The 23,534-nt window shown below is 50.8% G+C and carries 21 protein-coding genes; 6 read left to right on the top strand and 15 right to left on the bottom strand.

Features of this window, described 5'->3' with window-relative positions:
* Both MJO52_RS19885 and MJO52_RS19880 read right to left on the bottom strand, forming a co-directional pair.
* Nucleotides 1-684 (bottom strand): RDD family protein, encoded by a 684-nt coding sequence (locus MJO52_RS19885; RefSeq protein WP_252083692.1) that lies wholly within the window; start codon nucleotides 682-684, stop codon nucleotides 1-3.
* A 27-nt stretch (nucleotides 685-711) separates the two neighbouring features.
* The gene (locus MJO52_RS19880; protein WP_252083691.1) at nucleotides 712-1,458 is read right to left on the bottom strand and encodes a hypothetical protein; all 747 of its coding nucleotides are present in this window, start codon (nucleotides 1,456-1,458) and stop codon (nucleotides 712-714) included.
* Nucleotides 1,459-1,628: 170 nt separating this feature from the next.
* On the opposite strand from MJO52_RS19880, the gene MJO52_RS19875 reads away from it, so the two are divergent.
* Together MJO52_RS19875 and MJO52_RS19870 are read left to right on the top strand one after the other, a co-directional pair.
* Nucleotides 1,629-2,246 carry a DUF2939 domain-containing protein gene (locus MJO52_RS19875; RefSeq protein ID WP_252083690.1) on the top strand — a complete coding sequence of 206 codons (618 nt, stop codon included), beginning with the start codon at nucleotides 1,629-1,631 and terminating at the stop codon, nucleotides 2,244-2,246.
* Between the two features lie 2 nt (nucleotides 2,247-2,248).
* Complete coding sequence (locus MJO52_RS19870; RefSeq protein ID WP_252083689.1) at nucleotides 2,249-2,626, top strand: DUF2237 family protein; 378 nt, start codon at nucleotides 2,249-2,251, stop codon at nucleotides 2,624-2,626.
* Between the two features lie 83 nt (nucleotides 2,627-2,709).
* Here MJO52_RS19870 and MJO52_RS19865 read toward each other — a convergent pair whose 3' ends face one another.
* From MJO52_RS19865 to MJO52_RS19805, 13 genes are all read right to left on the bottom strand, one after another.
* The gene (locus MJO52_RS19865; RefSeq protein ID WP_252083688.1) at nucleotides 2,710-3,714 is read right to left on the bottom strand and encodes an AgmX/PglI C-terminal domain-containing protein; all 1,005 of its coding nucleotides are present in this window, start codon (nucleotides 3,712-3,714) and stop codon (nucleotides 2,710-2,712) included.
* Nucleotide 3,715: 1 nt separating this feature from the next.
* Nucleotides 3,716-4,237, bottom strand: a complete 522-nt coding sequence (locus tag MJO52_RS19860) for an ExbD/TolR family protein (protein WP_435583627.1) — start codon at nucleotides 4,235-4,237, stop codon at nucleotides 3,716-3,718.
* A 1-nt stretch (nucleotide 4,238) separates the two neighbouring features.
* Nucleotides 4,239-4,766 carry an ExbD/TolR family protein gene (locus MJO52_RS19855; protein ID WP_252083687.1) on the bottom strand — a complete coding sequence of 176 codons (528 nt, stop codon included), beginning with the start codon at nucleotides 4,764-4,766 and terminating at the stop codon, nucleotides 4,239-4,241.
* Between the two features lie 11 nt (nucleotides 4,767-4,777).
* Nucleotides 4,778-5,446, bottom strand: coding sequence for a MotA/TolQ/ExbB proton channel family protein (locus MJO52_RS19850; RefSeq protein WP_252083686.1), 669 nt, complete (start codon nucleotides 5,444-5,446; stop codon nucleotides 4,778-4,780).
* 239 nt (nucleotides 5,447-5,685) lie between these two features.
* On the bottom strand, nucleotides 5,686-5,964 hold the full coding sequence (locus MJO52_RS19845; RefSeq protein ID WP_252083685.1) for a hypothetical protein: 279 nt from the start codon (nucleotides 5,962-5,964) through the stop codon (nucleotides 5,686-5,688).
* Nucleotides 5,964-6,614, bottom strand: coding sequence for a tetratricopeptide repeat protein (locus tag MJO52_RS19840; RefSeq protein ID WP_252083684.1), 651 nt, complete (start codon nucleotides 6,612-6,614; stop codon nucleotides 5,964-5,966). The genes MJO52_RS19845 and MJO52_RS19840 overlap by 1 nt, the downstream gene beginning before the upstream one ends.
* A complete protein-coding gene (locus MJO52_RS19835) occupies nucleotides 6,601-9,468 on the bottom strand; it encodes a tetratricopeptide repeat protein (protein WP_252083683.1) in 2,868 nt (955 codons plus the stop codon). The genes MJO52_RS19840 and MJO52_RS19835 overlap by 14 nt, the downstream gene beginning before the upstream one ends.
* Complete coding sequence (locus tag MJO52_RS19830) at nucleotides 9,461-11,557, bottom strand: hypothetical protein (protein ID WP_252083682.1); 2,097 nt, start codon at nucleotides 11,555-11,557, stop codon at nucleotides 9,461-9,463. Before MJO52_RS19830 ends, MJO52_RS19835 begins: the two co-directional genes overlap by 8 nt.
* A 6-nt stretch (nucleotides 11,558-11,563) precedes the next feature.
* Nucleotides 11,564-12,088 (bottom strand): AraC family transcriptional regulator, encoded by a 525-nt coding sequence (locus MJO52_RS19825; RefSeq protein ID WP_252083681.1) that lies wholly within the window; start codon nucleotides 12,086-12,088, stop codon nucleotides 11,564-11,566.
* A gap of 111 nt (nucleotides 12,089-12,199) precedes the next feature.
* Entirely contained in the window at nucleotides 12,200-13,201 is a 1,002-nt protein-coding gene (locus tag MJO52_RS19820; protein ID WP_252083680.1) for an FAD:protein FMN transferase, read from the bottom strand.
* 12 nt (nucleotides 13,202-13,213) lie between these two features.
* Nucleotides 13,214-14,785, bottom strand: coding sequence for a general secretion pathway protein GspF (locus MJO52_RS19815; protein ID WP_252083679.1), 1,572 nt, complete (start codon nucleotides 14,783-14,785; stop codon nucleotides 13,214-13,216).
* A gap of 159 nt (nucleotides 14,786-14,944) precedes the next feature.
* Nucleotides 14,945-17,428, bottom strand: a complete 2,484-nt coding sequence (locus MJO52_RS19810) for a LamG domain-containing protein (RefSeq protein WP_252083678.1) — start codon at nucleotides 17,426-17,428, stop codon at nucleotides 14,945-14,947.
* Between the two features lie 5 nt (nucleotides 17,429-17,433).
* The gene (locus tag MJO52_RS19805) at nucleotides 17,434-18,660 is read right to left on the bottom strand and encodes a hypothetical protein (protein ID WP_252083677.1); all 1,227 of its coding nucleotides are present in this window, start codon (nucleotides 18,658-18,660) and stop codon (nucleotides 17,434-17,436) included.
* A gap of 225 nt (nucleotides 18,661-18,885) precedes the next feature.
* On the opposite strand from MJO52_RS19805, the gene MJO52_RS19800 reads away from it, so the two are divergent.
* From MJO52_RS19800 to MJO52_RS19785, 4 genes are read left to right on the top strand one after another with little or no spacing between them, the layout of a single operon-like run.
* The gene (locus tag MJO52_RS19800) at nucleotides 18,886-21,501 is read left to right on the top strand and encodes a hypothetical protein (protein ID WP_252083676.1); all 2,616 of its coding nucleotides are present in this window, start codon (nucleotides 18,886-18,888) and stop codon (nucleotides 21,499-21,501) included.
* A gap of 3 nt (nucleotides 21,502-21,504) precedes the next feature.
* Complete coding sequence (locus tag MJO52_RS19795) at nucleotides 21,505-22,395, top strand: SH3 domain-containing protein (RefSeq protein WP_252083675.1); 891 nt, start codon at nucleotides 21,505-21,507, stop codon at nucleotides 22,393-22,395.
* Complete coding sequence (locus tag MJO52_RS19790; protein WP_252083674.1) at nucleotides 22,365-23,018, top strand: outer membrane beta-barrel domain-containing protein; 654 nt, start codon at nucleotides 22,365-22,367, stop codon at nucleotides 23,016-23,018. The genes MJO52_RS19795 and MJO52_RS19790 overlap by 31 nt, the downstream gene beginning before the upstream one ends.
* Before the next feature lie 35 nt (nucleotides 23,019-23,053).
* Nucleotides 23,054-23,530 (top strand): TlpA family protein disulfide reductase, encoded by a 477-nt coding sequence (locus tag MJO52_RS19785; protein ID WP_252083673.1) that lies wholly within the window; start codon nucleotides 23,054-23,056, stop codon nucleotides 23,528-23,530.
* Nucleotides 23,531-23,534: the final 4 nt, after the last annotated feature.

The raw sequence follows: 23,534 nt of genomic DNA, 5'->3' as shown, positions 1-23,534 counted from the left end.
TCAGCCCCTGCCGCCCAATAACCAACTACCTACAGAGCGCAGGTATTCCAGTGCAGCGCTATCTCTCTTCTCGGTAACGGGTTCGAGCAAATTGGCCAGCTCTTGTTGGCGCGCTTCGCTCAGGTCTTCGTGGCGTTCCAGTAAACTGATCAGGGCCAGCTGGTCCTGTTGTTTGAAATTGCGCGGTGGTGGAAGAGGCGTTGTATCCGGCAGGGCTACAGGCACCTTGTCCTCGTCCCTGTAGATCACCAGGGTACCGGCGGCCAAGTCACCGAGACGCTGGAAGTGTCGCCCGAGGGTCATGGCAATAACGCCGGTGGCGTAAGCGAAAGGGAGAAAGTCGGCAAAGCGCAAAAGGTTGCGCACTATGGAAGCACCCCAGGAGATGGGGGTGAGATTGTCGTTGACCACCATCAGGCCGAAGGCCTTTTTACCCGGTGTCTGGCCGCCGCGCAGCACTTCAAAAAACACCGGGTAGAACCACTCCAGCAGGAAGGAGCAGACCAGCCAGATTCCTATACCGGCGGTTTCGGCAAAGGCCAAACCTATACCCAGAGCGGTCAGTATTAGGGTGCGGTAAAACACATCCACGGCAAAGGCGAGGATGCGCGGCACAGGCCCTGCAGCCCGTGCACGCAGATCGATACCCTCAGGGGTTTCGACGTTGTAGGTGGTATCCAGCAAGCTACCACTCCTGTTAGATGCTACAAATTAGGAACCTTGAGGGCCACCAAAAACTTTGCGGTAGGCGACGCCGTATGCAATAGAAGCTAATGGAAGAGCCCAGATAAGGCCTATCAACAGTGCCAAGCCACCTACAAGATAGATAAGAATTAATACAATAAAGAAGCCCAAAAAAGCAAACCAGTTGTTGGTAATGGCTTTGCGGGATGCTTCCAGAGCTTTCCAGGGGCCTAAATTTTGGTCAGCTACCAGGGGGAGAGCCAGCATATAGGCAATGACCAGATAAATTCCTGGGATTACCAGTAGAAGGAAACCAATACCCACTAATATGCTCATGATGATGTAAGTCACACATAAGGGTACTATTTTATCGAAGTGCGCAAAAACCTCAGTACCAGAGGTTTCTTCTTTTCTGGCGATCTTGATGCCCACCATCATCATCCCCACAGCTAGGGGAACCCCTACGATTCCGGTTATCAAGTTATAAATGATTGTTGATGAGAGGGATGCACTAGCGGGCCCTGTCAGATCAAATGCTGGGTAGCCAGTTAGTAGGCCGGCAACAAAACTGGTTGCAGCAATTGCGATGATATAAAGAATAATGGCAAACCAAACTGTGCGCTTTTTGCCTTTCGACAGCTGCCAGCCCTCATTGATGGCTTCGCCAATAGAAAAGGAATAATCACCGGCAATGCCTTTCTCGAGTGATCCAAAATCGCCAGCTTCACTATTTTCGGCAAGTTGGGACTCGGGAGCTTTATAAATATCACTCATCCTGTTTGATTTCCTTATTAAAAGTTAACGGATTGGGATGTGCAGAGCCTTGAAGACGAATATCGCACAGGCGCGTTGTGGGAACAATGCCACGCCAGTACAGCGGCAAATTAGGTGATGAATCTTTCTCAGCATAAAATTCCCCTTAGACGTAAAGAGGAAAGGTAATAATGAAGAAATTTCTATGGGCGGGGGCTGTGATAATAATGGTTATCACAGCTGGATATGTGGCACTGCCCTTTTATGCAATGGAACAGTTGCAGCGTGCGGCGCAAATGGCGGGTGCGCAAGAGCCAGAAAAAAGGCGAGAGAGTATCGATACGCTGGAACGCTACGTGGACTTTCCGGTATTACGTGACAATTTAAGAGTCCGTTTACAGGAACAGCTGCGCTCTTCTATAGGCAATTCAATTCCACAGGAATTTGATGAGCTACTAACCGCCGGTGCGAATTTTGTCATGGGGCCATTAATGCAACAGTTTGTAACCCCAGAGGGGGTCGCAGCCCTGTTGCGTGGCGGTGAGGACTTACAGGGGATCGAACGAAAGTTGTTTGGCCAGGACACAGCACCCCAGGCAGATTCCTATCCGCAGACCCGGCAAGATTCTGAAGAAAAGCCTGAGAGCAGTTGGAGACGTCTCAAATGGCGTTTTACCGATATTAACCACCTGAGTGCGGATTACGGGGAGGCCAACCGGGCAGAACTGCGGTTGATTATGCAGCGCAATGGGCTGCATTGGCAGCTGGTGGATATCGAATTACTCAATGGCACCGAGGGGGAAGGCTGATAATGGAGATGGATAGTTCGGTTAATGTGTTTGGCGATGCACTTATTCCCTGCAGCCTGGCACCAATGACCGGTTTTTTTCGCGACGGCTGCTGCAACACCTGCAAAGAGGATCAAGGCTCCCACACGGTTTGTGTGGAAGTAAATGATGAGTTCTTGGCATTTTCCCGCAGCCGTGGCAACGACCTGAGTACGCCGATTGAGGAGTACGGGTTTCCGGGGTTGGCTCCGGGAGACCGCTGGTGCCTGTGCGCCGCCCGCTGGTTGGAGGCCCAGCAGCAGGATAGGGCACCGAGAGTTTTTTTACAGCGTACCCATGTGAAAGCTCTGGAGATTGTACCTCTACAGCTACTGCGACAATACGCTGCAGATTTGAATTAATCAGTGCGGAAGAGAAATTGGCACAGCGAGCAAGCTGTAAAGGGTTGCTCCGCTGTGCCAATGTCATTTATCCAAAACCCCAATCAGGATGGCAGGAAGTCGATGGAGTAATTGCGGGTTGTGGCTTTAACATCCGCAGAACCAAAGTTAATCATGCGGATCCTCGCCAGCAGCTTACGCTCCAGGGCGGGGTTGTTCAGCTCACTCTCAATCAACTTGATGGACGAAATAGTGCCGTTTGCTTCAATCACCAGCTGCACGGTAATTTTACCCTGCAGGGTGGGATCACGGCGTAAGGCACGGTCATAGATCGCATTGATTGCCGCCTTGTTGGCCTCCATTATGCCGCGAATGGCATTGTCAGTTCGCGCCAACTTCTCACCTCTGACTCTCCTGGCCGCCTGCTTGGCGGAGCCTTTCGCCTGAGCCTGCTCAACCCGGGTGGTTTGTCGGCCCGCCAGTGATACGCCTCCGGTGTCAGTGCTGATACTTTCGGCCCGGACTCCACCGCTTGAAGTTTTGGATTTGTCGCTGATCATATTGCGCTGTGTTTGTGCGGCAGTGGCGTTACCGGCACTGAGCTGACCGCGGGTAACTTCACCCGTATCAAAACTCTCACGCATATCCAATAAATCGTCGGCCAGGGCATTGATGCCGCTGCTCGCCGCTTTTTCCCGCGCTTTTTGTATAGTGGCAACAGGGGGTGTCTCTACTTTACTGGGCTCGGGTTTCGGAGCCGGTTTCGGCTTTTCCTTCTCGACTTTTTTAGGTTCTGGTTTTTCTTTGGGTTTCTCTGCGTCAGGTTTTTTTTCCTCAGGCTTTGGTTTGGCCTTGGGTTTGGGCTTCGGCTTGGGGAGCTCCTTTTTCTCCAGGATAACCTTGGCCAGTTGTGGTGGCACTCGCTCTGCCTGTTCCCGGGTCAGCTCCGGCACTGGAGCAAAGGTAACGATGGAACCGCAAACGGCGAAGACAATAAGCCCTGCACGCAGGAACTTTATAAAGCGCTGGTCTTCCTGGTTGGAAGCAGACCAGGGCAACAGGGTTTCCTGTAGTTGCCAGGGGGCATAGCGGCTGGTTGCAGTGCTCATATCAGCTTTCCACCCCCGCGGGATCTATTGGTGCTGTCTGCTCAACAGCAAAAGAGATATCGCGGTAATCTGCCTGGGCGCAGGTCTGCATAATCTGTTTGAGCAACTTATAGGGAACCTGCTCGTCACCCATAATGGTGACCGAGCGTCCCCTTTGCTTTTGCTCGTCGCTGAGTTCACCGGCGCGTTCGGCGCGGTACTCCAGTTCCTTCAAGAGGGGCTCGATATTTTCCTTACCAGCGTCAATATCGTTAATGCCCACGATCATGCGATCACCAACGAATAATTGCTGATTATTGACCCTCACGACCGTAGTAACTTCCGGCTTTTGCTGAGAAGTGGACTTGGGTAGCTTGATAGTTTTGTCTGTTTGCAAAACCTGTACATCACTAGTGGAGTTCACCAACAGGAAAAATACCAGAATGGTGAAAATGTCCATTAGAGAAACCAGATTGAGCTTCGATTGCTGTCGTTTCTGTCGCTGACGCCGCTCCTGTAATTTGGCGGCTGCGTTAAGCATCATTTTATTTCCCCACTACGGTTGTTTGCTGGGGGGCATCGCCCAGGGAAATCTGTGGAAACAACTCGGCATCGACGACTGATGCGGCAACTACTGCTCGATAGCTGCGTGCGGTATCCATAGCTGCCACCAGGGTTTTGTAGGATGTACCTTTTTCCGAGAGAATGACCAAGTCGTCTTTCTCGATGGATTTTTCCCTTAAGTTACGCTTTATCTGCTGCAATATCAGGGAAACCGTTTCCATATCTGGTTCACCATCGGTATTCTCCACTCGCCTGACTAGTTGCCCTGCCGGGTAATTGATATCAACATGTGCGGTGCGTAATACCAGTTCCAACTGTCGATTTTCCTGTTCAGTTGCACTACTGCTTCCATCACTGATGCCAGGAAGATTGAGTTTTAAAACTGAAATATGGGAAAACACCATATTGAGCAGCAGTACAGGAACCAGGATGGTCATCAGGCTCATAAAAGAGGTGATGTCGAGCTCTGCTTCCTCGTGTCCACGGCGACGAATATTTAATTTCAACATGGCGAGAGCCCTCAGGCATTCACTGCGCGCTGCTGTTCCGTTTTTTGTGGGCGGCCCATAGTCAACAGATTTAGGAACTTTACTCCGGCCATCTGCAGGCTATCTACAATTTCATTGGTCTTGTTTTGTAGCATGGAATTAAATAGCAGAAGGGGAATTGCTGAGATAAGCCCGAATGCGGTGGTATTCATTGCTACGGAGATACTGGTAGACAACATAGTGGCTTTTTCCGCAGGGTCGGCAGCGGCTACAGCGGTGAACGCTGCGATAAGGCCCATAATGGTGCCTAACAAACCGAGTAGGGTAGCAATATTGGCCAGGGTAGCCAGGTAGTTGGTGCGCTTTTCCAGGCGCGGTACTGCTTCGAGGATGCCCTCTTCGATTGCCAATGCAATATTTTCCTCGCGCTTGGCGAATTGCAGGGTATTAATACCGGCGGCGGCAATGCGACCCATCGCAGCATCGTTGTCCCGGGCCAATTGTAATACATTTTGATAACTGCGTTTTTGCAGTAGCGGTAATACCTGCAGATAAGCGCGGCGATTGGCGCTCTTAGCGCGGGAAAGAAAAATCCAGCGTTCCACTACCATAGCGAGGCCGATAACCAGCACCAGGGCAATAGGATACATAAAAGGGCCGCCAGTCTGGAAAAAGCGCAATAACGCCTGAGTAAATTCCATGATGAGTGTCTCCACAGAAGTAAGTGTTTAATTAGCGATATTTTTTTGCCAAACGGCCATTCCATGGACATCGGACATGATACTGATGAATATTGTGGGGCCTGATGAGGGCTCGACAATCATCTCCTGATAAGTGAAATACCTGTGGTGGCTTATCCCTGCTCCACTGGGGTGCTGAGTTTCAGCAAAAAAGCACGATTACATTAGTTTGTGGTGCTTGATGAGTATTATTATTTTTTCTATTCATTTTTTGCTTCAATAACCGGCTTGGCACTGAGCAGTTGAATTTCCCGTTTCAATTCTGAGAACTCCTGGTGCTTGAAAACGGTATTAAAATTTTGAGCCAGAGAACTATCAAGGCGCTGCAGGCTGTCGGCTTGCTTCCAAGGGATGATATACAGCACCTTGGGCTGTTCCTGACTGCCGATTACCGTGGATTCCAGTGTGGTAATTTCATCCGCACGGGCGGTGAAGCAGGCGCATATTATGGACATTAGAATAATTAATTTATCTCGCATCAGAGTCTACGCTCCAGTTCCAATATCCAAGCGTCGAGTAATTTGTCTCCTTGCTCTCGACTGCTCTGGGCCAAACGGTATTGCTGTAATGCCTCTTCCGGCCTGTTTAGATAGAGGTCATAGAGAATACCCAGATTGCGGTGCGCATCGCTAAAGTCGGGCCAAAGGTTCAGCGCCTGCAGGTAGCACTGTTCGGCCTCTTCGAAACGGCCTGCGTCACGTAGTAGTGCAGCCAACTGATTCCAGGCAAATACATTACCGTCATTGACCTCAATCGCCTTGCGAAAGCTATTTTCCGCATGCTCGGCCTGTTCACTTTTCTGCTGTACTATCCCGAGGTTTAGCCAGGGGCCAGAGAGCTCTGGCCAGCGTTCAATGACCTGCTGTAGCTGCTGCACTGCGGTTGAGCTATCTCCGTTGTTAAAGCTCTCGTGTGCCTGAGCCATAGCGACGCTGGCCTCTTTGGGAACCCGCTTGGCATTCGCCAAATAGGGGTTTTCGGTAATTACATGCTCAATTGAGGCGTCCTTCTGTTGAGCATTTTTACCAAGTGGAAGGCTGCCACAGGCGCTGAGTGTCGCCAGAATCAGTAGTGTTGCTGTGAGGCGAAAAATACCACTGGGGCAATTGCGCAAATCAATGCAGTGCATGGCTCCACTCCAGGGTTGCTTCCGGTTTTTTGTAGCGTGCGGGTAACAGTTCACCGAGTGAGGCAAAACTACGTTTGACCCAGTCGTCGTAAATTCCATCACTGGTGCGCTGAATATTGGCCTGATGCAGCTCTATCGCCTTTTCCTCGAAGGGGAAGGCCTGCTCTTCCAGTAGGATTTCGTACTGCTCCAACTCAAGGTCATTCAGGTTTTTGGGGCGTTGAGATTCCATCAGGTCATGGCTGAGCTGCCGATAAACTTCAGCTAAACGGAAATTGGCCTGGGTGGTGAACTCCGCAATTTCCAGCTCGAGAACCTTGCGATAATCGGCCACGGTGGTTTTCATCGCGCGCTTTTTATTGGCGAGACTGGTTTTTAGCGGCAAGTGCAATTTTAATGAAGCGAATTTTTCATAGCTCTGCTCTGCCAATGCGCTTTGGGAATAGGCGGACAGGTAGCGGCCCCGAGGGGATTTTTCTGAATTTTTTGCTAATTGCTGTAGCCAATAATTCTGTTTATTAGGTTGATTGGTTTGCGCGTACAGTTGCACTAACTGATATTGCGCTTCCAGACGTTGTTCAGCAGGCTTTGGCCAGAGCTTGTTGTAGTTACGGTAACTCTCAATGGCACCTTGATACTCACCTGCTTTTTGCAAGCTTTCCGCCGCGAGGAATAAGGATTGGCGACGTACTTCTCGGTCGGGATCATTTTGGGCAAGTTGCAGTAATTCGCCGGCTGCAGCGGCAGGCATTTTTAAGGCTTCAAAAATAACGACCGCCTTGGCGGCGAGGGTAGGTGCCAGCTGATGTGCAGGATAGAAACTCCGGAAGTCTGCGAGTTCAGCACTGGCACGCTGCCACTGCTGTAATTCCATAAGGTAATTGATCGCGTCATACTGGGCGGTGGCTGCAATTTCGCTGCGTCCACTCTCCCTGATTCGCAGCAGGTGGCGCAACGCCTCCTCACTGGGAATTTCTCTGCCATCCTCGGTGAGTACTGGTTGCGCAAGTGCCAACTCTGCCTGCCTATAGATGGAAAGTTGAAGTTGCTTGCGTGTGTCCTCGCGCAAATGGCTATCCTTAGGCTGTATATTCAGCGCACGGGTATAGGCTTCTTCCGCAGCCATATAATCTTTCAATGAAAAGTGACTGTGAGCCAGGATCATCGCGATATTTAATTGCTGAGCCTTATTCGCTGGTGGCTGCCACTGATCTGCAGCTTGTGCGGCGGCAATAGCCTCGGCAAAACGTGACTGTTGTAGCAGCTTATCTGCGGCAGATAGTTGTACTGGTAAGGCTCTTTTATCCTGCGGCCAGCTCTGGGCAAATTTAAGGCTGGCCTCAATGTTGCGATCCAGCCACAGGATTTTTTGCTCGGCATCCTGCCCCGGTGTTTCTTTATGCACTTGTGCCGAGCTAAGAATGGCTGCATAACCAGCCTCCGCACCATGCTTCTTGTCTTGATATTCCCAGGCTACCTGGCTGTATGCGCGCCAGGCTCCAGCGTAGTCGCCAGCCTGCTCGAGACATTCGGCCATCAGGAAGACCATTGGTGGAGTGCGGGGGTCCTGTGGAAAAGTCTGTGAAAACTGCCGGTAGAGTTCCGCTGCCGCTAGGTAAGCTTTGCGAGACTGAGCTTTGAGCTGCTGTTTTTGTTTACTTTTATTAGCCGGTGCCTTGCTTGCTAGCTGAGCAAGTTCCTGCGCGCGCGCGTGGTCAAATTGGGCTAACTCCTCAAGCCAGGGGCGCAGTGATTGTGCCAGGGCTTCGCGCTGACTTGTCTCTGCCTGCTGCCAATACTCACTGCGAATACCATAGCGCTGTACAAATTCCCGCTTGGTTGGAAGCACCTCATCGTGTAAGCCGCCATTTTGCAGTGTTTCAATAGCTTGCAAATGTAATGATGGCGCTTCAGTGCTATTGGGGTAGTGCTTAACAAAAGCCAGATAGGTATCCGCGCTGTTGCGGAATAACTCTTTTTCTCGATACCAATTGCCCAGGGCGCTGTACAGCAGGTGCTGATAACCTCGTGGTATACCGTCGGGATTAAAGGACTCGATAGCTTCGGCACCGCCCAGGTAACTAAAATTCAGGGCCAGGCCACGAAGGCTATCCTCGCGCAGGCGCTTCTGGCCCAGAGGTAACTCTGCTTCGCTGGCACGTTGCTGCAGAATATCCAGAGACTCGAGAAATATCTCCGTGGAACGGCGGTAATCGCTGGATTTAAACTCTGACCAGGCGAGCATATAGCGGGCATTATCGGAAAATGGACTTTCGCCCTTCTCCAGCAATGCGCGGAAGTCCCGTGCCGCTGCCGAATACTCCTTGCGATTGAAAGCCGCTTCGCCTCGGCGGAATAAAACCTCCTCCATAAACGGTGACTCAGGCGCGCCCAGGGCGATGCGCTCCAGTGCTTGCAGCGCGCCTGGCATTTCGCCATCCATAGCACGAGCTCGCGCCAGACGATAGAGAATATAGTCGTCTCGAGGGCTCTCTTTGGCGAGTGTCTGGTAGTGCTGCACCGCACTGGCAAAACCGACTGAAACTTCCGGGTTATCCGCCTGATGTTGCTCCAGTCGCTCCATTTCCAGATCGGCCAGGCGCAAACGAATCTGTGCGCGAATCTGCGGGTCTGGCTGGCTGGCCAGTGCTTGTTGATAGCTCTGCACGAGAGTGGCGAGATCAACCGATATCAACTCAGGGGGAGCTGATACAGGTTCTTCAGTGGAAGCAGCCGTGGCCGTGGGCAGATCTGCAAGTGTCAGTGCGGACTGATTGCTGCAGGCGGTACTGATACAGCAGATAGCGGCAGTGAGCAGACGCAGGGAAAAACTTCTGGAACCAAACCTATTCACTCTGCCCCCCTTCATTATCGGGCAATAGAGCTTCTGCGGTCTTTTCCTCAGTTATTTTCTCTACTGTGGCATTGCCTTTTTCGTGAGTATTTTCGCCATCTTGCGTTTCCACCTGAGTATTTTTCTCAGGGTTTTTTGGCGGAGGCTGGCTGGCGGCCTCTAGCATGGAGGCATCCTGTAAGCGCGCGATAGCGAGGCGGGTGTGGGCCTGGTAACTGTGAATCCGCGACTGCTCTCGCTCCAGCTCAGCAATAATATCCCGGCGTAGGGCAGCCTCAACCTTTGAAGCCGTTTTGGCTATGGCTGCGCGTTGGCCGGATAATTGCGCCGCAGTGCTAGCCAGACGCTCTGTTAGCTGGGTCAATTGCGGTGCGCGGCCCACTTCTACAGAGGTTTTACCTAGTTGCTTTTCACCATCGCGTAAGCTGGATTCGAGTAGTTGCAGAGTTTTGCGCTGTTGCCACAAGCGGTGATGATACTGTTCGCTGGCTTGCCATAATAAAATGCCACGGGCTTTAGCCAGGGTCTCGCCCTGATAGTCAGACCCCTTACCGTTACTGCGCAGTAGTTGATAGCGTTGCTCAGCGCCCTGCAGTATCTCCAGCATCTCGAATATCTCACTGTTATTTCCACCCTCCCCGTTGCTGGTAGCTTCGAGCAGAGTCAGTGCGTCACGCTCCCCTTCTATTTGGGCCAGGGCATCGTTGAGATTGCGGTAGTGTTGCTTGGCGATTTGCAGTTGCTGGTCAAACTCTGCGCTCTGGTACTGCCCGATGATGCCGGAGCGCCTTTGGTGACGCTCTTCGATCAATGAATGCAATTGTGGAATTTTTTGTGACCAGTCATTGAGTACTCTATCCATCTGCTGCAGGTCGCGCAGCTCCGACAGGCGCAGCTGGAATTGATCGCTCTGTAAAATGGGTAAGAGAAAATGCTGGTTGTCCCGCAGTAAGGGTGCGGCTTGAGCCAGTTGTAGCCAGCCGTAGCGTTGTGACTGGCTAAATTGACTGGTGTCCGCCAGCGGTTCTGAAGACAGCTTCCGCTGTAAGTGCTGCAGCTGCTGCAATGTGCTCTCGAAATATGTGGCTGCATCACTATAGGCGCTTAGGGCTTTATTGCGTTCAGCCTGCTTTTCATAGGCATAGGGCAGGGCGACCCTGGCCTCCCGTGCGGCGGGACTGTGTTGGTGTTCTGCCAATAAAAAACGTAGGGCATCTACCCCCTCCTGGTATTGCTCGCTGTTGATCGAAGACCAGGCGAGCCCGAGCAGAGCTTTGGTTGCCCAGGGGGTGTGCAGGCGCACTTGGGAAAATTCAGCTTGGGCCTGGGAAAACTGCTCTGACAATGCCATAGCGTAGCCAGCGCCGATATGCGCTTTGTCCGCGAGTATCAGGATATCCTCTGAGGGTTCATCCTGCTCAGTCGCCAGTGTGCCTGCGAAGCGATATTCCTTGGCGGCGGCAACTAACTCTCCTCTTCGGGCTAAGGCTGCGCCTAGATTGATATGCCCGAGTAGGCGCTCTGACAGCGGCAGATCGGCTCCTTTAAGGAATTCCTGGGCTGTGGAGATTTCTTCACTGCGCAAGGCCAGGTTAAGGGGGAGGGTAGAGGAATCTATGGCTCCAGACTTTTCCAGATTTTTTGCCGCTAAGGAAAAGTCACCCTGCAAATAGTTCAGCTCTGCCAGTTTCAGCCAGGCTGCCTGGTGCAGTTTGGAATCTGTATCTTGGTTGCCGGTTTGAAGCTGTAGTTCGAAAAGTTCGGCAGCGCGCCGATGCAGACCAAAACTGAGGCTGATTCCCCCTTCGATCAACGCGGCACTGTCGCGGTGAACTTTAATTGAATCACGTTGCTTGGCGACAAGCAGGGTGCTGAGGGCATCGAAATTATTGCCTTGAAAGTACTCATACAGGGTTGCCCCGTAGGACATATCCTGAGCTTGGCGATACTTTTTGTCTTCGGATTGCGTCTTTTCCTGAGGCGTTGTTCCTTCCGAGGTAACTTCGGTCTCGGTGCCATAAGTAGGCAAACTGGCACCTAGCAAAGCGACACTGAGGGATATTATGCGGGAGAGGGGCCGGTAGCTCATGGGTAATCAGGGCGTGGGCCATTGAATGAGTTCAAAGTCCGGCTGTTGTTTGCCGGTTTTATCTGAGATGCGCAATTCGATAACAACGGGCTCATCGGTCTTTTCCAACTCTAGAGTAGCGCCCCGCTTATACTCGCGTCCCTCTGGTCCAAGACCGGTAAAGAAAGCGGAAATGGTGTAGTTACCATATTTCAGGTTACCTTTGTGCAGGGGTTGGATACCACCGCGTACAAGGGCACTGCGTTGGTGATCGGTATACAGATGGCTGGCTGTGAGTTTATTGTCGATATGTAATTTAACAGCGTCCAACTGAAAATAGTGACCGACATCCACAGAAACATAAAAAGCCATTTGGCTTTGTGCCGGGTAGAGCAGGTCTTCCTCCAGGATTAATAAATCCCGGTTTAACTTAATAACATCACGCTTTAGATTTTCCAGCTTTTCAGCAGAAAAAGACTCTTGCTGAGCCTGAGACGCTGCGCCTGTGAAGAGGGCGAGTGAGAAAATAAACAACTGGAGAACGCGTCCCATGGAAGGCCTTTCGCTTGCTTTTGGCTTTATTGTGTAATGGGCGCAAATTATGTCAGGGGCGCAGCTATCTGGTGTGATCCCGTTGGCAAATTTTTTACGACGTTGTAACGATTATTGTGGATTTGCCAGTCCCTGACTGAAGAACAGACGTTTGTTACTGTCGATAACCACTGCTTCAAATTGGGGCAGGCGATCAATGAGTGCCAGTCCTTTTTTCTTACCCAGCACAAATACACTGGTGGAAAGTGGATCGGTATCAAAACCCCTTGGGCCGATAATACTGACACTGATTAATTTATCGCTGTCTCCAACAGCTGTGTCTGCGGGCTTTCCGGTATTTGGATTGAAAATATGATGTATACGCTCTTGCTGTTCATCAATAAAAAAGCGCTCGTAGTCACCGGAGGTTGAAATGGCAATGTCGCTCAGGGGGATTACTGCGGCACTTTTGCTTTTTTCTCGCGGGTGACGAATGCCTACCAGCCAAGGTTCACCGCGTTTATCGCCTAGCATACGTGCATCGCCACCGGCGCTGACACTGGCACAGCAGACTTCAGCCTGTTCGAGAATTTGAATGGCTTTATCCACAGCATACCCTTTGGCAATTCCACCCAGGTCAATTTTTGTTTTGCTGTGACCAAAACGCAGGGTCTTGGACTTTTTATTCAAATGTAAGTGACGGTAGTTCAGCGCCTCAATTAGAGAGTCAGTAAGGGCGGAGTCTGCCTGTTTTCTGTTGCGGAAATCATAGTGTTTGCCGAGAGTAGCGTAGCTGATATCAAAGGCTCCATCGGTCAGGTGGCTGAACCAGAGGGACTTATCCACCAGAGAAAGCAGCTCATCGGAGATATTGACTGCGGTTTTGCCTGCTTTGCGATTAACGAGGGATAGCTCGCTTTCTGGTTTGTAAGGTGACAACTGGTTATCTAAGCGATGGAATTCCTTCATTACCTTTTCGATCAGGTATTCAGCCTCACTGGCATTCTCGTGCCAGAGCTGAAGATGGACTTCAGTGCCCATGATTGCACGCTCGGCATAGTGCCACTCGGCCAATACTGGTGCCGCACAGAGGGCGGCACCACCTAACAGGAGAGATCGAATAAAACGCAACATCTCGGTATCACATTATCTTATGGGGGCAAAAGCGGTCATGCTGTCCCTGAGGGTAACGCTACCGAGACCGTGGTTGGGAAAGATTTTTTCAAAGTTATCTTGTTCACCATGTAAAGCCAGGTAATTCATGACTACCGTTTCTACCAGTAGATTAACGTTGTTGGCGGCGGGACTTGAAGACGTTTCCACGTCCCCGGAGGAACGCATATAACCCAGCTGCTGATGCCTTGCCTGCTCGTCGGCGCTGCCTCCGAGTAATTGCGGACGCCCGGCAGGGTTGTATACCAGGAAGAAAGAAGCAGCGGTTTGCTGATTGTCTCCGGTCCACACACCCTTGCCACGACCTTCGACAGAGTCGTCGATCATTCCGTTGGAGAAAACCGAACCATCGCTGAAGACATAAATCATCAGTGGCTGGTTACGACGTGCAGCATACTCCAGGCAGGCGCCAATACAGCGACCGGCACGCAGGTCGCGCATCTCGCCGGTGGCGCGGTCGCCAGTATGGTAGTCGTAGCCGCCCATGGTGATAGTGCCGGCACCGGCATAGCCATTCACCACTAGTTTCATCGTTGAAGCGGTTTTGCGGAATTCTCCATCCCCACTCAGTTCAGCACTGGTAAAAATACCGGAGGGACCGACAATATCCGGGTCGGCTTCGGGGTTTAGATCGGCGGGATTACCGAAGCGGTCCGCCAGGTCAGCGCTCTTCATATAACCGCAGCGCACCATATCCTTGATAATCGCATCGGCTCCCACGCGAGTGTTTACCTTACCCAGCTTGGCATCAGAAATACGGTACATGGATTCCATCACTGCAACCGTGTCTTCCTGGCTGAGCAGGCCCACCAGGTCGCCCACATCTACGAGGCCGGTAACATCAGAAGGCCTGTCCACTTTGGTTGGGCGAACTTCAGGGTTGATCATTGCCGACGGAGCCATGGAGTTACCACCGGAATCACTGGAGCGAGAGCCGATCAGGGCCAGTAGGGAACCATTGGCCCCGGCCTTGTTGATTCCGTACATGGGGTTGTGAGGATTGTTGCCGGTATCGTTTTCCGAGCGTGCCGGGATCACCGCACCGTTGGTAGCGGTAGCAGTGCCGGAGCTCACTTTTTCCAAGATACCGCGCAACATGCCGCTGTCGCTATGGAAAGCAAGGCCCAGGTCGGTGTTAACAAATCCTTCTCCGGCTGAGGGGATCATATCGCCCGGCAGCCCCTGTTTGTTGTAGCCGGCCGTACCGAGAAAATCCATCTGACCACCCTGTTTGCCTACCAATACATTGGAGCCTGCGATATTGGCTCCACCGGCGAGGTCGAAACAGATAAATGGAATTTTACCGGCGCCAAAAGCGCTAACATCACAGGGGCCGCCATTACTCTTGCGCAGGTCTTCCAGGTCGGCGGACAGAGCTGCGTGGGCATTATGTGGGTTGGCAAACATACTGAATACAGAGCCACCTAATACTGTCGCCATGCCCGCGCGGAAGCCCTGGGCGAGAAAATCACGACGGGTTACCGGGCGGTGGTGATCCGGGTGGCGTAGGGGCTGGTCCAGCTCAAAATGTTTTTTCTTGCTCATAGTTTTTTGCGGATTTTTTATCCGATGTGCCGGTAAATTATTTTTTAAATTTTTAGCAGATTGTTGAAAATTTTCTTTCGACAATCTTGTCTAGGCTGTGATTAATCTTCCCAGGTACGGTGTTTAAAACCGTACCTGGGCGGCAGCCCGTTTTTTTAATCAGTGAATCAGGATCATAGCGCTGCCCATGGCGGCGGCGCATACGGCTTTGACCGTGGTCTCGGTGCGATCTGCTTCACAACCATTGCCACAGGCAGTCATGGTGTTGATCAGGCTGTTTAATTCTGCTTCTACGGTGCCCAGGTCTGGTGCACTAGACAGCTGCGAGTGGCTGCCGTCATGCCAGTTCATTTCGTGGCCCAATAGGCTTTCCATTAATGGATCAATCACCAGTGCTCGTTTACTAGCGCTGTCAAAAGCTGTATTGGCAGGAGCATTAAAATCAAAACCTGGGAAATAACTTCCGCGCGCATTGGAATCCACCAGGGTGCTGCAGTATTTCACGGCAAGTTGGGTGATACCCATTTGTTGTGCAGCCAGGAATCCGCTGATATCACTGGAGACAGGTAGCTGGCGCTTCACGGCTTCCCAGGTTTCCATCACATCCGGGTGGGCGCTGGAAATGCCGGTGGCGCGAGAGAGGCTGGCGTTAATCTGCTCGAAGCGGCGTAGGCCAATACGCGGTTGGGCCTCCAGGTCTGCTGGCTCCGGTGGTGCGGCAGGTGTGGGCTCTACACGAGTAAAGCTAGCGTTGCCGATACGCTCGAAAGTAAGGAAAAATTCATCTTCCAGGGGGCCTTTATCGAGGGTAATGATAGTGCCAAGCCTCGACAGCTTCTGGCCTTGCAGGGGCACATAACTATCATCGATTTCGGCGGATAATTTAGCCCAAGACTGGCCCACTTCCGCTTCGCGACCATTAATACCGATACGCATGCCTTCGATAGAGATACCTTTCGGATCGACACTTTCATCCAGGCTGATAAAGGTAGGTTCACTGAACAGGTAGGCATAGTTGTCGAACTGCTGAACGGTAAACATTACATAGCTTTCGGCAATGCCGGTGTGTTCTTCAACTTTAAACAGCAGGAAGTATTTTTCTCCCACACCTACTTCATAGTTGGTGGCAACATCCTCGGCAGAGAGTGCGCGAGAGTGAATCGCCAGCATGCGGATAGAACCCTGCCAGCTATTTCCGTTACTTACTTCACTACCAACTGCTAGGGCAAAGGTGTCATCCCAAGTGCTCAAGAGCCCCGCTTCGCTGGGGTCCATTTCCCCAGTATCCGCGCCGTTTACAAAGAGTTTACGGCCGTTGATCGGGTCAAAGGTCGCGACCACGTGCTGCAAACTCGCCTGTACCAGCTGGTCTGCATCATCAGTCATCAGAGCTGGCATTCCATCCGCATCGGTACTGTCACTGCGGTTCTGGAATATGTAGCTGTACTGCGCCTGGCCTAGGGTGAGGTTGCGAATATCGTCACCGCCGGAATAGGTAACCAAACGTGCGGGACCTTCCTGGGTGACATTGGCTGGTGCAGCCCAAACCTCAATAGAGTATTCGCCGGTGGCAGTGAGAGTTTCGTATAACTTACGGCTGGTTGCCGTAGCGCCCTGGGCTTTACCACCTTTAAGCTGCAAACCCCAGGACTCAATCCACTCCACATCGCCTGAAAGCGCCAAATCAATGGCTGGATTTACCCCGGAAGTGTCATAAGCCGTAGTGCCACTACCGGTTTTAAATTCATATAGGGCGATTGCATTATTTTCTATACGGCCACCACTGCTGGCGACAATACCATCGGTGAGAAGCAGAGCCTTACTAAGGATCCAATTCGGATTGACTTCAGTAGGGGCAATGCTGTCGGCAAAGGCTTGGATAGCCGCCGTCATTTCCGCTGCGTTGCTGGAGCAGTTATCCCAGCAATTGTGAAATTCACTACCCAGGCGTACAGAGAAGCGTGAATCCGCAGGGGTATCCAGGTTCATTTTGCTTTTCGCCGCCTCGTAGGCGAGATCCACATCAGAGCTAGCAAAGTAGGGTTTTTGTGTGAGCGCGGCATCTTCGCTGTGGCAACTGGCACAGTAGTTACGCAATACTGGGTAAACGGTAGTGCCGAAGTTACTACTGGAGACAGGGAAGCTCTTGCTCGCGCCCACATCGCGTTCAATTGGGGCAGTTAGTGTGACTGTATTACTGAGACCGCCGCTGGCTCGGGCCCATTCTTCAATATAATTGGTAATAATTTCAGCGCAGGCATCGTCGCTGGAGAGCCAACAGTTGTGCCCGCCGCCCACCTTGGTTACCAGGCGTGACTCTTCCGGGAGGCTTAGGTTTACCAGTTCACGACCTTCATCGTAAGCTGCATTAATATCGTCACCGCGTACGAAATGGGGGCTCTGCGCGCCCTCTACGTGGCAACTACCACAGCGATTCTGTTCGGCCAGGTTATCCCAGATATAGCGCTTGTACTGTTTGACATCTTCAGTTTCCGGTGCTGGGCCTGAATAGCTGGTGCCGTTATTGGATTGGTTCGTATTTGGCTGCTCTTCTGTATCTTTGCCACTGCCGCCACTACAGGCGGCAAGGAATGCTGCTGTACATAAAAGGGTAGATATTTGCAGGTTCTTAAAAATTTTCATTGTTATTAATCTCCCGCGCAATAAACCGCAGTATCGGCGTATACCTGCTTCAGTTTGTAACCGGAGCTGCTGAAGTTGTTAGTGATGGCTTCTATACGTGCACGATCATTGGCATCTTCAGGATCACGCAAACACACCTGGCGAAATACTTTAGTGACTTGGCAGCTGGCGAAAGCACGACTGTTGGCCAACTCCTCACCGAGAGACTTTGCCCCATTACCGCTACCGGATAGGGCACTATTCCATCCAAGATGTAGGTTGGGGCCCTCACGCCAATAGTTGTCCCAGCGATCGTCGGGAAGCTGGTATCCGTGGGGAAAGTTTGCCGCATTAATGTGGTTTTTAGCTTTCACGCGACTGCCGGTTTCCGGATCTGTATCTCCTGCACCGTTATAGTCGAGTGCCCCGTTGTTGCCCTCTGGGTCATTGTCTGCATCGTAGACATAATCGTAATAGGCGAAGGCTTGGGCCATAGGGTCCATACCGCTGTGACAGCTGACGCAGTTGTTTTGAAATACCCGGCTATCCCCCCCTGGACTGCGACTGACATCCTGGCGAATTCGATCCGGTGAACGTGTGCTGTCTTGCACCTGCTCCATATCCCGGCACATATGGTTGAGCATGGTAAAACGGAACATGGCGCGGTTGGTGCCAGCACTAAAAAAGGCCTTTGCTGCGGCACGACTGGTAATCACACCGGCAGTAGCATCGGCCGGAAGCCCATTAAGGGAAGACTGACTTTGTCTGGTGAGATTTTCTTTCAGGGAATAACCACCAGCTTCCAGAGCTTCGTAGTGATTATTGTTGCTGGTACTGTAACTTGGCAGCCCGGAGACATTTCCGGTATACAGAATATTTGCTGACAGTAATTGGCGAAAATCCATATCGTCCCGGACCATACCGATAACGGTTGCGCTGTAATCATTTAACGGCGCAAACACATCCTGTTCCTCATTAGTCCAAGGTGTGGCCAGATTTTTCAGGGTCACATTGTAAAAGTCATCGTGTTGCATTGCCGTATAAGCAGCACTGGCAGGATCGCCATTGGCGATGTCCTCGGCCATATCCAGCAATACACTTTCAGAGGGAATTGTGCCGGTGATACGGCTGTGAATTTGCAGAGCCTGATCCTGAGGGGCCGCAAGGGCTGGGGCACTCCAAAGGCCGGCCCCGATTATTGCGCCTACCACTGTGAGCTGGATCACACGCGCTCGAGACGAATTATTTTTCATTGGTTTATTTTGTCGATGGGGTCAGTGGGGTATGTCAAGGCATACTAAAAGCGAATTTCAGGACTGTCAGAATGACTTTTAATATTTGCGTCCCAGTTGGCAAACTTTTTGTGCGCAACTTGCGAGAATTACCCTCGGCGGCAAAAACCGCACACAGAAATAATGAAGGGCCTTCTGCAAATATTACCGGCATGTTGCTGGTGCCTATGCTGGGTAGAAAAAATAATGAAATCTTTGCGTGCAGTGCCACTACTACTGTTGGTGGCTGCTTGTAGTGGTGGTGGCAGTTCCTCTAGTAGTGGGGAGCAGGCGGAAGATCCTGTAGTGGTGGATTACCCTATTGCCTTCGTGCGTCGCCAGCTTAATAAGGATGATGAAGGAGCCCTAGAGCAAGATAACCAATACCAGCCCCAGGATTTTTTCCCCGGTGCTGAACTGATTCTGAAAGATCGTGCTACAGCAAGTGCTGCAGAGACAGTAATTACCGCAGAAATTTTTACCGGTGATTACGATGTTAAAGATCTCAATACCTCCGCAGATGGACAGCGTTTGGTATTTGCCATGCGCGCACCAGAATTAGAAAATGTTGATGACGATGAACAGCCTACCTGGAATATTTGGTTATATGATCTTGAAACCAAAGAGCTGAAAAGAGTCATACAGTCCGATCTGATTGCGGAGGAAGGGCAGGATGTTGCCCCGGCATTTTTGCCTGATGGGCGTATTGTATTTTCCTCTAGTCGCCAGCGTCGTGCCCGCGCTTTGTTATTGGATGATAATAAGCCACAGTTTTCTGCCCTGACAGATGATCAGGATGAGCCCGCTTTTGTTTTACATGTGATGGAGGCGGATGGCAGTGATATTCGTCAGATCTCTTTCAATCAGAGCCACGATCTCAATCCCACAGTACTGAATAATGGACGTATCCTGTTTAATCGTTGGGATAATGCCGCCGGTGTAGACCGCTTAAGCCTATATACCATTAAACCGGATGGTAGTGACTTATCTTTTCATTATGGTTATCACAGCCAAGAGACCGGCACTGAAAATTCACTAGCCACTTTCTCCAGGCCGCGTGAAATGCCTGATGGCCGTTTACTGGTCAACCTACGTTCGCCTTCGGGAGTAAGTTATGGCGGCGATCTGGTGGCTATTGATGGAATCAATTACAGCGAAGCCTATAGTGAAGCCGGCGGTGAGGGGGATCTGGTTGGTCAGGCCTCTATCGCCTTTGCTGAGGTCACAACTGATGGAACCCTCTCTCCCCATGGCACATTCTCCACTGCTTGGCCTTTCTACGATGGTACCAGCAGGTTGTTGGTATCTTGGAGTGAATGCCGCATTGTGGAGGAAGAGACGGAACTGCTACGACCCTGCCCAGAAACCTTAGGGGAAGAAGAGGAACCGGTATTAGCTGATCCTCTTTACGGCCTGTGGATTTATGACTACGTGGCAGGTACTCAACTACCTATTATCGTCGCGGAAGAGGGTGAAATGATTTCCGAGGGGGTGACACTGGAGCCCCGCACTGAGCCGGCTTATATTCCCGACCCAATTCCTGGAATAGACGTAGATGGCGATCTAGTGCAGGAATCTGTGGGTATTTTGGATATCCGTAGCGTCTACGATTTTGATGGTGAGGATATAGCGGGAATAGAAACTCTCGCTGATCCTGCTATGACTACTGCCGATGAGCGTCCCGCACGTTTTCTCCGTATTGTAAAAGCTGTAGCGATCCCAGATGACGACACCCTGGACTTTGACGGTTCGGCTTTTGGTCGCAATCGCAGTCAGGGTATGCGTGAAATCCTGGGCTATACGCCTATTCAACCGGATGGTTCGGTACGGGTCAAAATACCTGCCGATACTCCCTTTGCAATATCAGTGATAGATGCCGAGGGTAAGAGAGTTTTTGAACAACACAATAACTGGTTGCAGTTACGACCCGGTGAGGTACGCAGCTGTGTGGGCTGCCATACCAGTGAGAGTGAAGTGGCTCATGGTCGCGTTGATATGGAGCTGGAATCTGCCTGGAGTGGGTCTCCTACTTCAGCGGCGCCATTTGTAAATACCGAGCCTGCATTACTGGCGGAAATGGGTGAAACCATGGCGCAGTTATTGGCTCGGATTGTTGGAGAAGCTGGATTAAAAGGGGATATACACTTTTCTGATGTCTGGACCGATCCAGCAGTTCGCGTTAAAGACACTGATATTTCTCTGGCTTACGCTGATTTATTGACTGAAATCCCCGCTCCATTAGCCTGCCTGGACAATTGGGGGAGCAGTTGCCGCAGTGTTATTCATTACGAGCAGCACATTCAGCCAATCTGGGAACTGCCACGTCAAGTTGTGGATAATGCCGGTACGGTAATTAGTGATAATACCTGTACTGCCTGTCATTCACCAGTAGATGCCGCTGGTGCTACACGAGTTCCCGCCGCGCAGCTGGATCTGACCGCAAGCGCGTCTTCTGTGAACGATGCTTGGTTTACCTCCTATGCTGAACTACTAGTTGATAGCCCGATATTGGATCTTGTCGGTGGAATTTTAACTCCACGGCTGAGGCAGGAGACGGATAACCAGGGCAACCCGGTATTTGAAACCGATGAAGATGGTAACTTGATTCTCGATGCCAATGGAAATCCTATACCGGTGATGATCGTTGTAACTACTTCTTCTGTCATGGCTGAAACTGCTGTAGAAAGTGCTTTTTTTCCTATCTTTTCGACCGGTGGTGCGCATACGGGACTCTTAAATCCGGCTGAACTACGTTTAATTGCAGAGTGGCTGGATATCGGCGCTCAGTACTATAACGATCCTTTTGCGGCACCGGCTGACTGATCCATGTCTATTTTAAAGAATTATCTTTTTATTTTCCTGCTGTTTGGAGTCAACTTCCTTTCTTCCTTTGTATTTGCAGAGGAAGTTGGCGAAACACAATCGATCGAGAGTCTGAAAGTCGGTGAATCTTCGGGAGATATCTCAGAGGAATTTCTCACGGTAGAGGAAAAATCAGAAGCGGTAATTCCAACTGCGATTAATGTGGTGAGCAAGATACCGGATGACGCAGAGCAAGTTACCGTTGGTAATGCATTTATCAATATGTATCGAGGCCCTGGCCGCGGTTATCCGATTTTTCATGTGGCTGAATATGGTGAAAAAATTTGGCTGCTTAAACGCCGCACCGATTGGGTAAAGGTATTGACTGCGCACAATAAGACTGGCTGGGTACGAGTTGCGGATTTGCAAAACATTTATGGTGAGGAGGGTGAGCTGGTGCGGGTTTCCCTTCCCGATTTTAGAAATGTGCAAGCGGGTTTCTTTTATCTGGGCTTATCCTATGGCGATTTTGCCGGAGCTAATTCCTTGGCGACAAGAATCGGTTACCAATTTACCGCTAATTTAGCTACCGAATTGCGTGCTACTCAGGCAGTTGGTGAATTTTCAGATAGCCAGGTTTATCAAATGGCAATACTGCATCAGCCGTTCCCGCGTTGGCGATTATCCCCCTATTTTCTACTTGGTGCTGGTCTAAATATCACATCACCTAACGCAACCATTATTGCTACGGAAGATCGTCAGGACACAGTAATGCTGGCAGGCATAGGCATAAAAACGTATCTATCGCGCCGCTTTGCCATAAAAGCGGAATACACAAACCACTACCTGCTCACCTCGCGGGAAAATAATCAGGAGATAGTCGAGTGGAAACTTGGTTTCGACGTATATCTGTAGGCACTGCAACCCTATCCGCGCTGTTTAGTGCTCAGGCCTGTGTCGCCCAGCAAGGTGAAGACGTTATTGCAGATATTGTCGTCTCAGACTTGGAGCGCCGAGAGGTACGTGATGCACTGATCGACAGTGAAAATATTGAATTGGGCATCTTTGCCGGAGTCATCAATGTAGAAGACTTTGGATCTAATGCCCTCTATGGCACCTCTGTTTCCTACCATATTACTGAAGATATCTTTATGGAAGGCACCTATGCGCAAACTGAGTTGGGTGAATCCAGCTTTGAGCGTTTAAGTGGTGCTGCTCCTCTGTTGACCGATGAGCAAAGGGAACTTAGCTATTACAATTTCTCTCTGGGTTGGAATATTTTTCAAGGAGAGTACTTCATTTCAGATGATTGGGCATTCAATACGGATTTTTATCTGGTGAGCGGTGCCGGCAATACCTCTTTTGCAGATGAAGAGCATTTTACCTACAACTTTGGTGCTGGAGTGCGCTTGTTGGCCAATGATTGGTTGGCATTACGCTTCGATGTACGTGATCACGTATTTGAACATGAATTATTTGGTGAGGCACAATCCACTCATAATTTGTCTACCCAATTAGGTTTTACTGTATTTTTCTAGTTTTTTTAAAAAAATAGTCAATAAGGATTTTTAATATGTTACGACTTGTTGCTGCTTTTATATTACTAATATCGTCGATAGGTATTAGTGCCGCAGAACCCTCCAAAGATTTTACGCTGGCTTCTAACCAAGGCGCGAACCTGCGCCTGGCGGAGCAGCGCGGTGAAGTAATTATGCTAAATTTCTGGGCTTCCTGGTGTGGGCCATGCCGCCAGGAAATGCCTTTACTAGATCAGTTGCACGAGCGTTATTCCGCTGCTGGATTCCAGGTTTGGGGCGTAAACGTAGATGCACATCGATCTGATGCAGAGAAATTACTGGGAAAAATACCGGTGGACTTCCCCATCTTATTCGATAGCAACAGTGAGGTGAGCAAAATGTACGGTATTGATGCTATGCCGAGTACTGTTTTTATCGACAGAGATGGCAATGTTCGCCATATCCATAAAGGCTATCGCGATGGTGATGAGGCAGCTTATAAGAAAATCATTAAGGAATTAATCCGGGAGTAATTGA

The sequence above is a fragment of the Microbulbifer variabilis genome (assembly GCF_023716485.1).
Taxonomy (GTDB): Bacteria; Pseudomonadota; Gammaproteobacteria; order Pseudomonadales; family Cellvibrionaceae; genus Microbulbifer; species Microbulbifer variabilis_B.
This window is presented reverse-complemented; position numbering and strand designations above follow the sequence as displayed.